Consider the following 18040-nt stretch of genomic DNA (forward strand, 5'->3'; position numbering starts at 1 on the left):
AATGTTCAATAATTGCGTTAATTATTAATTAGACGCAGAATATCTTAAAAGTCATTTTTTATTTCAAAATGACTCCTAAACACAAAAGGGAGATACCCAATTAGGCACCTCCCTTCACTGTCAAACGCTTTGAAACTTTTAAGCGGTTTTCTCAATATGCACAGACCTTTGTGGAAACGGAATCTCAATTCCTTCCTTATCAAATGCCTTTTTAATATGCTCTTGCATGTAGAAATTAATGCCCCAGTAATGTTCATTTTTAGCCCAAACTCTTACTGAAAAGTTGACAGAGCTATCGGCAAGTTCTGACACGAAAATGTCAATAGGCTTCTCTCTCATGATATTTGGGCAACTGTCTATTACCTGTTTAATTACACTTCTAGCTTTGTCAATATCATCGCCATAACCAATACCAAAGGTCATTACTAGTTTTTGTTCTTCTTGACCAGTAATGTTAATAATAACCCCGCTGGTCACCACACCATTTGGTATTACTACTTTCTTATTATCATGTGTAATCAGAATGGTATTAAAAATATGGATACCCTCTACAGTACCTATTTTGCCACTAATCTCTACCACGTCGCCTACTTGATATGGCTTGAATACTAAAAGCAAAACACCACTAGCAAAATGCCCTAAACTACCCTGTAACGCCATACCAATGGCAAAAGCCAAAGCTCCTAAAACAGCCACAAAAGAGGCGGTTTCTACCCCGAAAATACCTGCAGCACTAAAGCATAGCAGCACTTTCAAGCCTATGCTCACCAGCGAAACCAAAAATGGTTTTACGGTTTCATCAATCTCTCTTTTATCTAAGGTTCTTTTAAAGGTTGCGGTGATTTTTTTGATAATCCAAAAACCAACGATAAGTGTAACGATGGTTAAAAGAACTTTCGGTAAAAATTCAACCGCCATACTCGTAACTTGGTCTATATACTTCTGCATAAATCCTGTTTTTTTTATTTTTACTTTTGATTATTGTAACGTCCTTTACTTACGGGAACTAACCATTTTTGTATCGAAAAAGTGTCAAAAAATTGACGAAAAACTGCGTTTGAAGGCTAGAATTAGAGAATTGTATGATTGATTATAACAATAGGAGGTTTAGGGTGATGTCAAATTCGGAGAATGGCGAAACCGACGGAAATACTATTTTCATATATCAGCAAAAAGGTGACATACTGAGCTGTAATTATAAGGGAGAACAAATTCTAGAAGGACACCTTTTAGCAAAAGTAAAACCGGATGGAAGCTTAGAAGTGGCCTATCATCAAATCAATGTAAAAGGTGAATTATTGACGGGGAATTGTCATTCTATTCCAGAAATCTTATCCGATGGTCGTATCAGGTTACATGAAAAATGGCAATGGACTTCGGGAGATTTTTCTAAAGGAGAATCAACCCTTGAAGAAATTAAGGAATGACTTATCAAGAAGTCATAGAGGAATTGCATGCTCTAGCGAATCCTGAAAAGGTAAAATTCAAAAGGGAGAAGTATGGCATAATTACTAGCGATGCTTTGGGCGTTTATCATGCAGATTTAAAGGTTTTGGCTAAGAAGATAGGGTCAAATAATGAGATGGCTTTGAAACTGTTTGATTCTGGCATTTTTGAAGGAAGACTTTTATGCAGTAAAATATTCAAACCTAAGGATATTACAGAAGCACTCATGGAAACATGGCTAGTGACTTTTGAAAACTGGGAAATATGCGATTCGTTTAGCATGGGTTTGTTTTCTAAATCACCTTTTGCGGTAAAAAAGATTAGAGAATGGTCTAACAGGGAGCGAGAGTTTGAAAAGAGAGCTGCTTTTGCCACGCTTTCATCTTACTGCATGGCAGATAAAAAATCTGAGAATGAGCTTTTCCTTTCTTTCTTGCCCATCATTGAGCGTGAATCTGAGGATGAAAGACTGTATGTTAAAAAAGCAGTTAATTGGTCTTTACGCAGTATTGGCAAAAGAAATATAGATTTAAACAAAGCAGCTATAAGCTTGTCAAAGGAATTACTGAAAAAGGAAAGCAAGGCAGCTAAATGGATTGCGAAAGATGCCTTGAGAGAATTGGAGAAAGAAGGTGCTAATATTTTGGACTATCCCAGAGCCATATATAGAGCATAAGTCAGCATATCTGATTAATTTGGCATCAATTTATTCAATCACCCTATGCGTAAAATATTACTGTCTTTTTTTCTTTTAGTTTCCATCAGCACGTTGTTCGCTCAAGAAGCAACTAAGAATACCGCCAAGCCGTGGGCGTATTGGTGGTGGCCGGGTTCGGCTGTTAATGAAGCAGACCTAGCGGCAAATTTAAAAACTTATGCAGAAGCTGGTTTTGGTGGCATGCACATTATTCCTATTTACGGTGTAAAAGGGGAGGAGGATAAGTTTATCCCTTACATGTCCGATAGGTGGCTAGAAATCTTAGATTTTACGGTCAAAGAAGCCAAAAAGAACGGCATGCAAATAGACATGAGTTTAGGAACGGGTTGGCCTTTTGGCGGTTCGGAATTGACTCAAAAAGAGGCTGCGAAGAAATTTAGCCTCGAAAAGGTTAATGGTAAATACGAATTGATGGTGACCAATACGGGTCAAAAAGTAAAGCGAGCAGCTCCTGGTGGCGAAGGTTTAGTGCTTGACCATTTTAGTGCCGAAGCAGCCGAAACGTATTTCTCTTTGTTTGGCAAAGCCTTCAAAATGAAAAACTATGGTGTTAGAGCTTTTTATAATGACTCCTACGAGGTTTATGGAGCCAACTGGACAACAGACTTTCTAGCTAAATTCAAACAATTGCGTGGCTATGATATTGCGGAACATTATGATGTCTTAGCTATAGATTCTGCTAGGACAGAAAAAGAACAGAGAATTTGGGCAGACTATAATCAAACGCTACATGATTTACTTTTAAGCACCTTTACTAAAAGCTACATGGACTTTGCTCACAGCTTTGGCAAATTTGCTAGAAACGAAGCACATGGTTCGCCTGCTAATATTTTAGATTTATATGGCCTTTCTGATGTGCCTGAAACGGAGTTTTTCGGCAGTAAACAATATGACATTCCGGGGTATAGACAAGACGAAGATTATGACCCAAGCCGTTTTGGTATGCCAACGGAGTATGTGATGAAAATGGCTTCTTCGCCAGCACATATTTTAGGGAAACCATTGGTGTCATCAGAGACTGCTACATGGAACGCCAATCATTTTAAAGGAGCACTTTCGCAAATAAAGCCACTGATAGACGAGTCTTTTGTGGCAGGGGTAAATCATGTTTTTTATCATGGTGTGCCATATTCGCCCCCAAGTGCTGAGTTTCCAGGATGGCTATTTTATGCCAGTACTAACTTTAACCAAAACTCGCATTTCTTTAAAGAGCTGCCACTGTTAAATAGATACATAGAGGTTTGTCAAACGCGATTACAGCAAAGCACCCCAGATAATGATGTATTGGTGCTTTTACCTTTTTCTGACCTATGGCATTCGATAGGAAATAAATCTAGAATGCACATGGTAGATGTGCATAACATTACCAATGGAGGTATCTTTTCTAAAGAGTTATTAAAGCTTTTGGATGACTTAAAGGCTGCTGGTATTTCCTATGACTTTATTTCAGACAGTCAGTTGTATGATTTAGATGTGGTGGCAGAGAATCAATCTTATTTACGAATCAAGAACGGTTTAGCAAAATATAAGGCGGTCGTAATTCCAAAATCGGTTCACATGAAGAAGGAAACGGCTAATAGGCTAAAGTTTTTCCATGAAGCGAAGGTGCCCGTGGTTTTTGAAGAAATATTACCTTCGAAGTCTTTCGGCTACCAGAATTTTGAAAGAAGAGATACGGAGTTAAAAGCAATGCTTTCAGCAATGGGAGAGCAAGTTTCAAAGGCACCTTTGATTACCTTAAATGCTTTTAATGTTGATGGTGAAGAGCTTGGTCAATTAGGATTGGACTTTGTCAAGAAAATTAATGTTAAGGGTCAAATAGAATACTTTGTGAGTAATTTATCTGCCAATACTGTTGACCAAAACGTATGGTTAAATACGAATGCAGAGAATTTTGGAGTATTCTCGCCATTGACAGAGGATTATGGAGTTTTAAAGGCAATTGACCAAAAGGAAGGTGAAACGTTAATTCCATTTTATTTAGAACCCGGGCAAAGTGTTTTCATTGTAGCAGGAGGCGGCTCAAAAGAAAATTGGGTTTGGCATAAAACGAATGAAGCATTAGAAATTAAAGGAGAGTGGCAGGTTGAATTTTTAAAAGGAAATCCAGAAAAGCCAGCTTCTTATGTAACGTCGGAATTAAGCTCGTGGACAAATGCACCAGACAGTAAGGCTCAGTATTTTGATGGCTACGCCAAATATTCGATAGATTTTAGTTTGTCAAATGTACCAGTTGATGGAGGTGTTTTGTCGCTTGGTGATGTTCGTGAAACGGCCAAAGTATTATTGAACGGTGTTGATTTAGGCACGGCATGGAGTTTGCCATTTGAAATAAATATTCCTAAGGGAGTTTTAAAGAAGGAAAATTACCTTGAAATAGTGGTAAGGAATACTTCAGCAAATAGAATGAGACTTTTAGACAAAGAAGGAGTACCATGGAAAAAGTTCTACGACATTAATTTTGTGGACATTACGTATACTCCTTTTGATGCTTCCAAATGGGCACCAGTTTCTTCAGGTTTGTTAGGTCCAGTAAAACTATCATTTGAATAATTTTTCAACTAATTTTAAATAAAAATATCACAACAGGATGAGTTTAGATTTTGATAAAAGTGCTGAGAGGCCAAGTGTTTTTAAAGGAGTTCAAAGCTTCTTAGATGATAAGGGTTTTCAGGTGGTAGCTACAGACCATAATAGACCGTGGGGTGGTTTTTTCGTATTAGAAGAAAGCCAAGCTCCTGAGTTTATCAAAAGTTTTTTTCCTCATCTTTCTTTGGAAGATTTTGCTGGTTTTGAAAAACTAAGCCCTAAAATATTGGTAGTTGCTCCTGACCAAAGACTTTCTTGGCAGTATCACCACAGACGTGCGGAAATTTGGAAGCTGATTGGCGGAGTGGCTGGTGTAGTTATTTCTGATACAGATGAGCAAACGGAATTGCAAAACCTACAGATTGGCCAAGTAATAAACCTTAAATGCGGAGAGAGGCATAGATTGGTAGGTACAGATGGTTATGGCATTGTTGCGGAAATTTGGCAACACACAGACAAGGCAAATCCATCAAACGAAGACGACATCGTTCGTGTTCAAGATGATTTTGGACGTTAATAGGTAATAGTAAGGAAATAGATTAAGATTGTTCTGCCATAAAAGCGGAGCGCTCTTTTTAGTTCTTTTCGGTATAAATCAAAGAAAAAGTATAATATATTTAAGTAGTTTTGTGCACTTTCTCTTGCTATTCTCTCTTCTATTTTGTATGTTCTAAACGATATAAGTTTAAAGGTTTTGAATTTTAACAATTCACAGAGCTACGGTCATTATTCTTTTCATTGACAATTTAAACTTTTACCATTATGAGAACTTATATCAGCTACCTAGCAGTTTCTGCCGGCTGCCTATTTTTGTGCCAATCTTGTAACTTGGCGAGCCAAACAAAACTTGACGAAGAATTAGAGACTGCCAAAATCGTTAAAGTAATAGAGGAAGAAACAAAGTGTTTTTTTCTACGTGATTATGATTGCTGGCAAGACCAGTTTACACATACAGATTATTCTTATCAAGCTTGGAGCAACTCCGACGGAACCTTTGATGCTAGTGTGGGTTGGGAGGCCATTGAGAAGAACTTAGGGAAATATATTAAAGAAAACCCTTCTGACCCTGAGGAGCCAGGTTCTAGTCATCCAATAATTAAGAGGGAAAATATAAAGGTTAAGTTTTACGGAAACACAGCAGCTCATTTAACTTGGGACCAGTATAATAGTGATAGAAGTCAGGAGTATTTCCTTCATTCAAAAGAAGTTAGGCTCATGGAGAAGGTCGAAGATGATTGGAAAATAGTGAATGTGTCTGCATTCTGGAATTATAAAAACCGTATTCCAATAGCAGATATTTAGGATTTAGTTAGACATAAAAAAGCCTGTCGGTCATTGGTTTACCATTCTATTTTAGAGTGGAGGTTTTGACGGACAGGCTTAAATTTGTTGAGCTAATATTTACTTAGAATCTCCAGTAGCTTTCATTAGCTCCTTGATATCTTCTATAATTTTATCAGCCAAATTATTTGCAGTAGTATCAAATTCTGACTCTGCATATATTCTCACTATTGGCTCTGTATTAGATTTTCTTAAATGAACCCATTCATTATCAAAAATGATTTTTAAACCATCTTGAGTGTCAACAGGGTACTTTTTGTATTTCTCTTTTACGCCACCTATGATAGCATCAAGGTCCATTGATTTATCTAATTCTACTTTCTTCTTAGCTATGAAATAGTTTGGGTAGCTTTTTCTTAAAAAGCCAACAGGTTTTTTGTAATGAGCTAGTTGAGAAAGGAATAATGCTATTCCTACCAAAGAATCTCTACCGTAATGTAATTCTGGATAAATGATGCCTCCGTTTCCTTCACCACCAATAATAGCACCTACTTCTTTCATTTTGGTTACCACATTAACCTCGCCTACGGCAGAAGCATGGTATTCGCCCTCATGTTTTTCTGTTACAACCTTTAAGGCCATACTAGAAGACAGATTAGAAACTGTTTTTAAGCCTTTTTTAGCGGTCTTTGAGAGAATATAGTCAGCTATAGCCACTAGTGTGTATTCTTCGCCAAATGGCTCACCATTTTCACATATAAATGCTAAGCGGTCTACATCAGGGTCTACCACTATGCCTAAATCATAATCTCCTTTTTCTAGTTCGTTAGAGATTTCAGTAAGGTGTTTAGGAAGTGGTTCAGGGTTATGAGCAAAATGACCTGTAGGTTCGCAGTTAATACATTTAATGTCTTTAACACCAAGTTGGTTTAATAGTAATGGTACGGCTATTCCACCAGAAGAATTAATAGCGTCAACCGCTACAGAGAAATTAGCTTTCTTGATAGCTTCCACATCCACGAGCTCAAGAGCGAGAATGGCATCGATGTGTTTTTGGAGTAAGGTATCGTTTGTACTATAAGTACCTAATTTTTTTACCTCTGCAAAACTGAAATCTTCACTATCTGCAATTTCAAGTAATTGTTCTCCATCTAGAGCGGATATAAATTCCCCTCTTTCATTTAGAAGTTTTAGAGCATTCCACTGAATAGGATTATGACTTGCAGTCAAAATTATACCTCCAGAGGCTTTTTCGGTAATGACAGCCATCTCTACAGTAGGAGTGGTAGAGAGTCCTAAGTCAATGACATTAAAGCCAAGACTTATCAAAGTATTACTTACTAAACCAGAAATCATTTCTCCTGATAGTCTGGCGTCTCTTCCTAAGATGATGTTATGGTTGTCTTCGTTTCTTTTCTTTAAAAAAGTACCAAAAGCAGCAGTGAATTTTACAATATCTAAAGGGCTAAGGCTGTCTCCGGCTTTTCCGCCAATAGTTCCTCGGATTCCGGAGATGGATTTAATTAAGGTCACAATTTATAATTATGGTGAGAGTGGAACAAAAGTACGGTGAATTAAACGGAATTAGAAGCTAAAGTTAGCATTGCTAAAATTATTTTAGTTGGCCTAAATCAAAAAAAAAGACATTCGGGAATCCCAAATGTCTTTCTAATACGAAAATACTTTAACCTATGATTAAATCACCTTTCAGCGATATTCATACATAATCTAATGTGTTTAAAACACATACAAAGCTATTGAAATGTGTGAGTTATCGGCAAAAGTTATAAAAATTGTTAAAATAGTATCATATTAAATAAAAATAGCCCGCTTGAAATTCAAGCGGGCTTATAGACTTAGTCTACATATTCTCTTTTTCTGTTCTCAATAAGCATACGCTCTTGAGCCGCTTCTAATTCTATTTTAGAACCTACTATTAGATTTTGATAATCTCTCTTACCAGTTCCGGCAGGAATAAGATGACCAACAATCACATTCTCTTTCAAGCCTTCCAAGGTATCTTCTTTACCTTGAACAGAAGCATGAGATAGAACTTTAGTAGTCTCCTGGAACGATGCTGCTGAGAATACAGATTCAGTTCCTAAAGAGGCAGTAGTGATACCTTGAAGTATGGTTTGAGATACAGCTGGTCTAGCTTCTCTCACTTTCATAATTTTAAGGTCTTCACGCTTAAGTCTACTGTTCTCATCTCTGAACTCACGGTTTGTAAGCATTTGTCCAGGTAGATAAGTTGAAGATCCTCCAGCGTCTTCTACTACTTTCATATCAAGAATTCTATCATTCTCAACTCTAAATTTCCATTTATCGATGGCTTGCATCTCAAGGAAAATAGTGTCTCCAGCATCAAGAATGTCGACTTTCTGCATCATTTGACGTACAATTACCTCAATGTGCTTATCAGAAAGTTTCACACCTTGCTGACGATATACGGCTTGCGTTTCGTCCACTAAGTATTCTTGAACCGCGGTAGGTCCTTTAATTCTAAGAATATCTGCAGGTGTGATGGCTCCATCAGATAACGGTTCTCCCGCTCTGGTGTAATCACCTTCCTGAACTAGGATAAGCTTAGAAAGAGAAACCATGTATTTCATTTTAGTACCGTCTTTAGCTTCCACGAAAACTTCGCGGTTACCTCTTTTGATACCACCATAAGAAACTACACCGTCAATCTCAGAAACTACAGCAGGGTTAGAAGGGTTACGTGCTTCAAAAAGCTCAGTAACTCGAGGAAGACCACCAGTAATATCGGCGTTCATGTTTACAGCTCTTGGTATTTTGGCCAAAATCTGTCCTGCTTTTACTTTTGAGTTTTCTTCTACCATTACACGAGCTCCTACCGGAAGGTTATAAGACTTATCGTCGTCTTTTTTACCTTTAATAATGATAGAAGGGTTCTTAGTACGGTCTTTAGAATCAGTAATTACTTTATCCTTGAAACCAGTTTGTTCATCGGCTTCCTCTCTAAATGTAATACCTTCTTCGATAGCGTCATACTCAATAGTACCGTCTCTTTCAGAAATAATAACGGCGTTAAACTGATCCCAGTGACAGATATCGTCACCTTTCTCAAGCGTTTGACCATCTTCAATCTGAAGGGTAGCACCGTAAGGTATATTGTTAGTAATCAAGATTTGGTTGGTTTCTGGATCTACAATCCTCAATTCACCACGTCTTCCTAACACTACTTTCGCTATGTTACCTTCTTTATCAACTGTATCTACAGTTCTTACTTGGTCAAAGTTAGCAACACCTGGGAATTTCGCTTTGATGTTTGCATCAACCGAAACGTTCATGGCAGTACCCCCTGTGTGGAACGTACGTAATGTTAACTGTGTACCTGGCTCTCCAATTGACTGAGAAGCAATTACACCAACGGCTTCACCTACTTCTACCATTCTATTGGTAGAAAGGTTTCTTCCGTAACATTTACCACAAATACCTTTTCTTGTTTCACAAGTCAAAGCAGAACGAATTTCTACAGAATCAACAGCTGACTCTTCGATAAGGTCTGCAATTTCCTCCGTGATTTCTTCACCTGCTTTTGCAAGGATAGTTTTAGTAATAGGGTCGATAACATCATCAACAGCCGTTCTACCAAGAATTCTCTCAGCTAAAGGCTCAATGATATCTTCGTTTTCCTTAAGTGCTGAAACTGTGATACCTCTTAAAGTTTCACAATCAACCTCATTTACTACCACATCCTGTGCAACATCATGAAGACGTCTTGTTAGGTAACCTGCATCGGCTGTTTTAAGAGCAGTATCGGCCAAACCTTTACGAGCACCGTGTGTAGAGATAAAGTACTCTAACACGTCAAGACCCTCTTTAAAGTTAGAAAGAATTGGGTTTTCAATGATTTCACCAACAGAACCAGCGATGTTCTTTTGTGGTTTTGCCATCAAACCTCTCATACCTCCTAGCTGACGAATTTGCTCTTTAGAACCACGGGCTCCAGAGTGCATCATCATATAAACAGAGTTGAAACCTTGATCTTTATCTTCTAATTGTTGAAGAAGAGTTTCTCTTAGTCTTGTATTTACACGCGTCCAGATATCAATGATTTGGTTATAACGCTCACGCTCAGTAATAATACCAAACATATAGTTACTTTGAACCTCTTCTACTTCTTTACGAGCATTTACAATAAGATCTTGCTTCTCTTCAGGAATCATGATATCACCTAAACCAATAGATAGACCACCAGTAAAGGCAGTTTGGAAACCTAATGTTTTGATATCATCAAGGAAGTCAGCAGTTCTCGCAAAACTTACTTCTTTGAAAACTTGACCAATAATGGTTTGAAGTTTCTTCTTAGTAAGAAGTTCATTGATATATCCTACTTGCTCAGGAACGAACTGATTGAATAAAATTCTACCAGCTACTGTTTCTATAATCTTTTTCTCTAACTCACCTTTTTCGTTCTTAACAGTCAACTTACAATTGATGTAAGCATGTTTAGAAACAACACCTTCGTTCATCGCAATGATGACTTCTTCAGGAGAGTAGAATGTCATTCCTTCCCCATCAATTTTTTCATGCTCTGTAGAACGCTTACCCTTAGTCACGTAGTAAAGTCCCAAAACCATGTCTTGAGAAGGTACTGTAATAGGTGCACCGTTTGCAGGATTCAAAATATTATGAGAAGAAAGCATCAATACAGAGGCTTCCAAAACAGCTTCTTGTCCTAAAGGAACGTGAACGGCCATCTGGTCACCATCGAAATCGGCGTTAAATGCTGTACAAACTAGTGGGTGAAGTTGAATTGCTTTTCCTTCTACCAACTTAGGTTGGAATGCTTGGATACCTAATCGGTGAAGCGTAGGAGCACGGTTAAGCATAACCGGGTGACCTTTCAACACGTTTTCAAGAATATCCCAAACTACAGCGTCTTTCCTGTCAACTATTTTCTTAGCCGACTTAACCGTTTTCACTATACCACGCTCAATAAGCTTACGGATAATGAATGGTTTGAAAAGCTCAGCAGCCATTCCTTTAGGAAGACCACATTCGTGAAGTTTTAATTCAGGTCCAACTACAATTACAGAACGACCAGAGTAATCAACACGCTTTCCTAATAAGTTTTGACGGAAACGACCTTGCTTTCCTTTCAGCATATCTGAAAGAGATTTCAATGCACGGTTTCCATCAGAACGCACAGCGTTCACTTTTCTTGAGTTATCAAAAAGAGAATCCACTGCTTCTTGAAGCATACGTTTCTCATTTCTAAGAATAACTTCAGGAGCCTTAATTTCTAATAATCTCTTAAGTCTGTTGTTACGAATAATAACACGACGATAAAGATCATTTAAATCAGATGTGGCAAAACGACCACCATCTAAAGGCACAAGAGGACGTAATTCTGGTGGAATTACAGGAACCATCTTGATAATCATCCATTCTGGACGGTTTTCAATTCTGGTGTTAGCATCACGAAGAGCTTCTACAATTCTCAATCTTTTTAAAGCTTCTGCTTTTCTTTGTTGAGAAGTATCAGTAGCAGCTTGGTGACGTAATTGATAAGATAACTCATCAAGTTTAAGTCTACCAAGAAGCATCTCTAGAGCTTCTGCACCCATTTTGGCGATGAACTTTTGAGGATCATCATCAGGAAGCATTTGGTTTTCTCTTGGAAGCTTATCTACAATATCAAGATACTCTTCTTCCGTAAGGTAATCCATGTAAGAGATACCATCTTCTTCTTTAGCACCAGCTTGAATTACTACGTATCTCTCGTAGTAAATAATTTGGTCTAGTTTCTTAGACGAAAGTCCAAGTAGGTATCCAATTTTATTTGGAAGACTTTTGAAATACCAGATATGAGCTACTGGAACCACAAGTTCAATGTGACCCATACGCTCTCTACGTACTTTTTTCTCGGTAACCTCTACACCACAACGGTCGCAGATGATACCTTTATAACGAATACGCTTATATTTTCCACAGTGACACTCCCAGTCTTTAACTGGACCAAAAGTACGCTCACAGAACAAACCACCCATTTCTGGTTTGTAGGTTCTGTAGTTGATAGTTTCTGGTTGAGTAACTTCACCAAAAGAGCTTTCCAGAATAGATTCTGGAGAAGCCAAACTAATGGTTATGCTATTGAAGTCGCTGTTTAACTTTTTGTTTTTCTTAAAAGACATTTTCTTCTTTTTTAAATGAAAATGATAAATTATTTCAAGGTAATCTCAAGAGCCAATCCTCTCAATTCATGTACAAGTACATTGAATGATTCTGGAATTCCTGACTTAGGTAGATTTTCCCCTTTCACGATTGCCTCATAGGCTTTGGCACGGCCAACTACATCATCAGATTTTAATGTCAAAATCTCACGAAGAACATGAGAAGCACCAAATGCCTCTAATGCCCACACTTCCATCTCTCCAAAACGCTGTCCACCAAATTGAGCTTTACCACCCAATGGTTGTTGCGTAATTAATGAGTATGGTCCAATAGACCTAGCGTGCATTTTATCATCAACTAAGTGACCTAGTTTCAGCATGTAAATAATACCTACTGTTACTTTTTGGTCAAATTTCTCACCTGTAAGACCATTGAAAAGAACCGTTCTACCGAAATCTGGAAGACCAGCTTCTTTAAGTTCAGCGTCTACTTGCGTAGCAGTGGCTCCGTCAAAAATTGGTGTTGCATATCTTCTGTCAAGTTTTCTACCGGCCCAGCCTAATGCAGTTTCATAAAGCTGACCAATATTCATACGAGAAGGTACACCAAGCGGGTTTAGTACGATATCAACTGGGCTACCGTCTTCTAGGAATGGCATGTCTTCATGACGTACTATTCTTGCAACTACCCCTTTGTTACCGTGACGACCGGCCATCTTATCACCAACTTTCAGCTTACGCTTCTTAGCGATATAAACCTTAGCTAGTTTGACAATACCTGCTGGCAATTCATCACCTACTTCTAATACAAACCTTTCTCTCTTGAACTCACCGATAATCTCACTACGCTTAGAAAGATAGTTTTTAACTAATCTAACTAAAAGTTGGTTTGTCTCTTCAGTTTTAGTCCAACCTTCTAGCATGATATCACCCAATAAGTTAGACTCTTCAGGTACACTGTATGTACTTTCGTCTACGTATGGGTTTTTCTCTGGGAAAAGGTTATTAGTGATATTTGACTTGTTGAATTTAACTCCTTTAGAAATTAATTCATCACCAAATTTATGCTTAACGCCATTAGTAGTTTTTCCCGAAAGAACACCTACCATTTTGTCAATCATAATGGTTTTGATTTCAGAAAGGTTTTTGCTGTGCTCTTTAAGCAAAGTTTTCAACTCTTCTTTATGCTTAACTCTTTCTTCTTTCGAAGGTCTAGAGAAAAGTTTAGTATCAATAACCACACCTCTTAATGAAGGAGATGCTTTCTTAGATGCATCTTTTACATCACCAGCTTTATCTCCAAAAATTGCACGAAGAAGTTTTTCTTCTGGAGTTGGGTCTGACTCTCCTTTAGGAGTAATCTTACCAATCAAAATATCACCTTCTTTAATATGAGTACCTACTCTTACTATTCCGTTTTCATCAAGATTTTTAACAGTCTCTTCAGAAACGTTTGGAATTTCAGCAGTAAGCTCTTCTTGACCTCTCTTAGTATCTCTTACTTCTAAGTCGAACTCTTCAATGTGAAGCGATGTGAAAATATCGTCTCTTACTACTCTTTCAGATATTACAATCGCATCCTCAAAGTTATAACCTTGCCAAGGCATGAAAGCCACTAGCATGTTTCTACCTAGTGCTAGTTCACCACCTTGTGTAGCGTAACCTTCTACTAAGATTTGACCTTTTTGTACTCTATCCTTCATACCAACAATTGGTCTCAGGTTAATACAAGTGTCTTGGTTAGTTCTTCTAAATTTAATTAAGTCGTAAGTTTTCTCACTAGTGTTAAAGTTGACCATGATGTCATCTTCGTTCCAGTCATAATTAACTACGATTTTATTAGCATCTACATACTCAATAGTTCCTGGCCCTTCGGCTACAACCATTGTTCTAGAGTCACGAGCAATTCTACTCTCAAGACCGGTTCCTACAATAGGAGCTTCTGGTCTTAATAAAGGAACTGCCTGACGCTGCATGTTAGATCCCATCAAGGCACGGTTGGCATCATCATGCTCCAAGAACGGAATGATAGAAGCGGCAACCGAAACAATTTGATTAGGAGCAATATCCATGTAATCTACATCTTTCGGGTCTTTTAAAGGGAAATCACCTTCAAAACGACATTTCAGAGTAGCTGTAGTAAAGGCTCCTTTTTCATCAGTATCTGGCGTAGCCATGGCAATATTCTTACCATCTTCTTCTTCAGCAGTTAAGTACTGAACATCACCTGATAATTTTCCGTCAGCAATTTCCATGTAAGGAGTTTCAATGAATCCCATTGAATTAACCTTTGCATAGGTACAAAGCGAAGAAATAAGACCAATGTTTGGTCCCTCAGGAGTTTCAATAGTACAAAGACGACCGTAGTGCGTGTAGTGAACATCTCGAACCTCAAAACCTGCTCTTTCTCTAGAAAGACCACCTGGCCCAAGTGCTGACATTCTACGCTTATGCGTAATCTCAGCCAATGGATTAGTTTGGTCCATGAACTGAGAAAGCTGGTTAGTACCAAAGAATGAGTTAATTACTGAAGAAAGAGTTCTTGCATTAATCAAGTCAACTGGTTTGAAATCTTCGTTATCACGAACATTCATACGCTCTTTGATGGTACGAGCCATACGAGCAAGACCTACACCAAACTGGCTAGATAACTGCTCTCCAACTGTTCTAACACGACGATTAGAAAGGTGGTCAATATCATCAACAACAGTCTTAGCATTAATCAAAGTGATTAAGTACTTAACAATTTTGATAATATCTTCTGTAGTTAATACTCTTTTGGTCAATTCCGTGTCCATTTCCAATTTGGTATTGACACGATATCTTCCTACTTCACCAAGGTCGTAACGTTTTTCAGAGAAGAATAAACCCTGAATAATTTCACGAGCGGTAGCTTCATCAGGAGCTTCTGTATTTCTAAGTTGACGGTAGATTTGTTCTACGGCCTCTTTCTCAGAGTTAGAGCTATCTTTTTGAAGCGTGTTATATATAATGTTGTAATCTGCTATGTTAGCATCTTCACGGTGAAGAATGACAGACTTTTGGTCTGTATCCAAAATTAATTGAATATCTTCTTCGGTGATGATGGAGTCACGCTCCATGATTACTTCGTTTCTATCAATAGAAACAACCTCACCTGTATCTTCATCAACGAAATCTTCCGTCCAAGTTTTAAGAACCCTTGCAGCTAGTTTTCTACCAATTGCTTTTTTAAGGTCTTTTTTACTTGCCGTAACTTCTTCCGATAATTCGAAAAGGTTAAGGATATCTTTATCAGAACCAAAACCAATAGAACGAAGAAGTGTAGTTACTGGGAATTTTTTCTTTCTGTCAATATATGCATACATCACATTATTAACATCAGTAGAAAATTCAATCCAAGAACCCTTCATCGGGATTACTCTGGCTGAATAAAGTTTTGTTCCGTTTGTATGCTTACTCATAGAGAAGAATACACCTGGAGAACGGTGGAGTTGAGATACGATAACCCTTTCTGCACCATTGATAACAAACGAACCTCTGTTTGTCATGTAAGGGATATTTCCTAAGAATACCTCTTGCTCAATAGTTTCGAAATCTTCGTTATCATCATCATTACAAAGCAATCTTAGTTTTGCTTTTAATGGAACAGAGTAAGTTAATCCTCTGTCAATACACTCATCAATAGAGTATTTTGGTGGGTCGACGGTATAGTCGACGAATTCAAGCACAAAGTTCTCCCTAGAATCTGCTATCGGGAAATTATCCATAAATACTTTGTACAAACCTTCGGCACGGCGGCTTTCAGCTGGAGTATCTATCTGGAAAAATTCCTGAAAAGATTGAAGTTGAATATCCAAGAAATCTGGATACTCTAAAGCAGGGTGAACATTGGCAAAACTCTTCCTTCCGGTTGCTGTCAAATTCAAAGCTTTAATTGTTTAAATTAAAAAAAATTATAACTTGTTGGTATTTAAAAACGCTAGGCGTCTTTTACCAAAGAACTCGCAGTGAAGCCAATTGATGCCCCTTTGCAACTGTCCTACGAAAAACAGCAGTGTATCGGGCAAAAACCTTATTAATTAATCAAGAGTTTAACGTCTTGAATATCTTTTATTGTGTGTTATTAGAATGCGGCTGTTATTTACAGCAAAAGACTCGACCGATTTTCCAAAGAAAATCGGACCGAGTCTGATGTTTGGTTGAAGTATAGCTTACGCTAATTCTACTTCAGCACCAGCTTCTTCAAGCTGCTTTTTCAAAGCTTCTGCTTCGTCTTTTGCAATACCTTCTTTCACTGCTTTAGGAGCAGAATCAACTAGGTCTTTAGCGTCTTTCAAGCCTAAGCCTGCAAGATCTTTAACTAATTTCACTACTTGAAGTTTGCTTCCACCAGCTGATTTAAGAATTACATCAAAAGTTGATTTTTCTTCAACTGCTGCACCAGCATCACCTGCAGGTCCTGCTACCATTACAGCTCCACCAGCTGCTGGCTCAATACCGTACTCGTCTTTAAGAATGTCAGCTAACTCGTTTACTTCTTTAACAGTAAGGTTAACTAATTGTTCTGCGAAGGCTTTTAAATCTGCCATTATTTCTAAAAATTTAAATAGTTTATACTTTGATTAAAATTAGGCGGCTTCTTTCTCTGAAAGAGTTTTAAGAATACCTGCCAGTTTGTTACCACCACTCTGCAGACCACCAATAACGGTTTTCGCAGGAGATTGAAGTAACATGATTACGTCGCCAATTAATTCGGCTTTAGATTTCAAGCTAGCAAGCATATCCAATTGATCATGACCTATAAATAGTTCAGCGTCAATAGATGCACCTTTTAGTAAAATCGAATCCTTGTTTTCTTTCAAGAAGTCTTTGATAAGTTTGGCAGCATCTTTCCCTGATTCAGGGTGAAACATAATGCCTGAAAAACCTGTCAAAACTGACTCTTTGAATGGCGTGTAATCTGTGTCTAGTGTTTCTAGAGCTTTCTCTATAAGAGTGTTTTTAACAACTTTGTATTCAATACCTCTTTCAAAGCAAAGTCTACGTAGCTTATTAGTAGTAGCTACGGTCATTCCACTTGCGTCTGTGATATAGAAAAATGGGTTGTTAGCAAACTTCTCAGACAGATCCTGAATTATCGCTCCTTTGTCTTGTCTATTCATGATTACAATCCGTTTATTCCGGTAAGATCAACTTTTATTCCTGGGCTCATAGTACTAGACAATGTAATGCCTTTTACGTATGTTCCTTTCGCAGAAGATGGCTTCAACTTAATGATTGTTTGAATCAATTCATTAGCGTTAGCTTCTAACTGCTCAGCTCCAAAGGATGTTTTGCCAATACCAGCGTGAATAATACCAGTTTTATCAACTTTAAAGTCAATTTTACCAGCTTTTACTTCAGTAACTGCTTGACCAACGTTAGGTGTTACTGTTCCTGCTTTAGGATTCGGCATAAGACCTCTTGGTCCTAGTACTCGTCCTAAACGTCCCAATTTCGCCATAACAGCAGGCATAGTGATAATCACATCTATGTCTGTCCATCCTTTTGAAATTTTGTCGATGTATTCATCAAGACCTACGTAATCAGCACCAGCGTCTTTAGCTTCTTGCTCCTTATCAGGAGTACAAAGAACTAAAACTTTGATCTTCTTACCAGTTCCATGAGGAAGAGCCACAACGCCACGAACCATTTGGTCCGCTTTACGTGGGTCAACACCCAATCGGATGTCTAAATCAACAGAAGCGTCAAACTTAGTGTATGAAATTTCTTTCAACACTGAAGTAGCCTCAGCCAAAGTATAATCCTTAGTAGAATCATATTTCTCGAGAGCTTCTTTTCTTTTTTTGCTTAATCTTGCCATTTGTTTGTTTTGGTAAAT

General features: G+C 37.9%; 12 protein-coding genes. 5 read left to right on the plus strand and 7 right to left on the minus strand.

The annotated features are described in order from the left end of the window. Positions 1 to 138 precede the first annotated feature (138 nt). Positions 139 to 948 carry a mechanosensitive ion channel family protein gene (locus AC0L6O_RS03600; RefSeq protein ID WP_473306396.1) on the minus strand — a complete coding sequence of 270 codons (810 nt, stop codon included), beginning with the start codon at positions 946 to 948 and terminating at the stop codon, positions 139 to 141. 134 nt (positions 949 to 1082) lie between these two features. Between AC0L6O_RS03600 and AC0L6O_RS03605 the strand changes: the two genes are divergently transcribed. From AC0L6O_RS03605 to AC0L6O_RS03625, 5 genes are all read left to right on the plus strand, one after another. Further along, positions 1083 to 1427 (plus strand): avidin-fold protein, encoded by a 345-nt coding sequence (locus AC0L6O_RS03605; RefSeq protein WP_473306397.1) that lies wholly within the window; start codon positions 1083 to 1085, stop codon positions 1425 to 1427. After that, positions 1424 to 2122, plus strand: coding sequence for a DNA alkylation repair protein (locus tag AC0L6O_RS03610; RefSeq protein WP_473306399.1), 699 nt, complete (start codon positions 1424 to 1426; stop codon positions 2120 to 2122). The genes AC0L6O_RS03605 and AC0L6O_RS03610 overlap by 4 nt, the downstream gene beginning before the upstream one ends. A gap of 45 nt (positions 2123 to 2167) precedes the next feature. Continuing rightward, positions 2168 to 4717 carry a glycosyl hydrolase gene (locus tag AC0L6O_RS03615; RefSeq protein ID WP_473306400.1) on the plus strand — a complete coding sequence of 850 codons (2550 nt, stop codon included), beginning with the start codon at positions 2168 to 2170 and terminating at the stop codon, positions 4715 to 4717. 37 nt (positions 4718 to 4754) lie between these two features. Beyond that, on the plus strand, positions 4755 to 5270 hold the full coding sequence (locus AC0L6O_RS03620; protein WP_473306402.1) for a cupin domain-containing protein: 516 nt from the start codon (positions 4755 to 4757) through the stop codon (positions 5268 to 5270). A gap of 245 nt (positions 5271 to 5515) precedes the next feature. Continuing rightward, positions 5516 to 6055: a hypothetical protein gene (locus AC0L6O_RS03625; protein WP_473306404.1), complete on the plus strand. Its 540-nt coding sequence runs from the start codon at positions 5516 to 5518 to the stop codon at positions 6053 to 6055. 99 nt (positions 6056 to 6154) lie between these two features. On the opposite strand, the gene glmM is transcribed toward AC0L6O_RS03625, so the two are convergent. The 6 genes from glmM to rplA all read right to left on the minus strand — a co-directional run bounded on the left by glmM (position 6155) and on the right by rplA (position 18022). Further along, positions 6155 to 7567: a phosphoglucosamine mutase gene (gene glmM / locus AC0L6O_RS03630; RefSeq protein ID WP_473306405.1), complete on the minus strand. Its 1413-nt coding sequence runs from the start codon at positions 7565 to 7567 to the stop codon at positions 6155 to 6157. Positions 7568 to 7890: 323 nt separating this feature from the next. Further along, a complete protein-coding gene (gene rpoC, locus AC0L6O_RS03635) occupies positions 7891 to 12198 on the minus strand; it encodes a DNA-directed RNA polymerase subunit beta' (protein ID WP_473306407.1) in 4308 nt (1435 codons plus the stop codon). Positions 12199 to 12227: 29 nt separating this feature from the next. Further along, a complete protein-coding gene (gene rpoB, locus AC0L6O_RS03640) occupies positions 12228 to 16085 on the minus strand; it encodes a DNA-directed RNA polymerase subunit beta (RefSeq protein WP_473306408.1) in 3858 nt (1285 codons plus the stop codon). 285 nt (positions 16086 to 16370) lie between these two features. Continuing rightward, entirely contained in the window at positions 16371 to 16748 is a 378-nt protein-coding gene (gene rplL / locus AC0L6O_RS03645; protein ID WP_473306409.1) for a 50S ribosomal protein L7/L12, read from the minus strand. 39 nt (positions 16749 to 16787) lie between these two features. Next, on the minus strand, positions 16788 to 17321 hold the full coding sequence (gene rplJ / locus AC0L6O_RS03650) for a 50S ribosomal protein L10 (RefSeq protein WP_341227922.1): 534 nt from the start codon (positions 17319 to 17321) through the stop codon (positions 16788 to 16790). Between the two features lie 2 nt (positions 17322 to 17323). Next, positions 17324 to 18022, minus strand: coding sequence for a 50S ribosomal protein L1 (rplA, locus tag AC0L6O_RS03655; RefSeq protein ID WP_473306410.1), 699 nt, complete (start codon positions 18020 to 18022; stop codon positions 17324 to 17326). Positions 18023 to 18040 lie beyond the last annotated feature (18 nt).

This window comes from Arcticibacterium sp. GJ41-1, assembly GCF_055808875.1.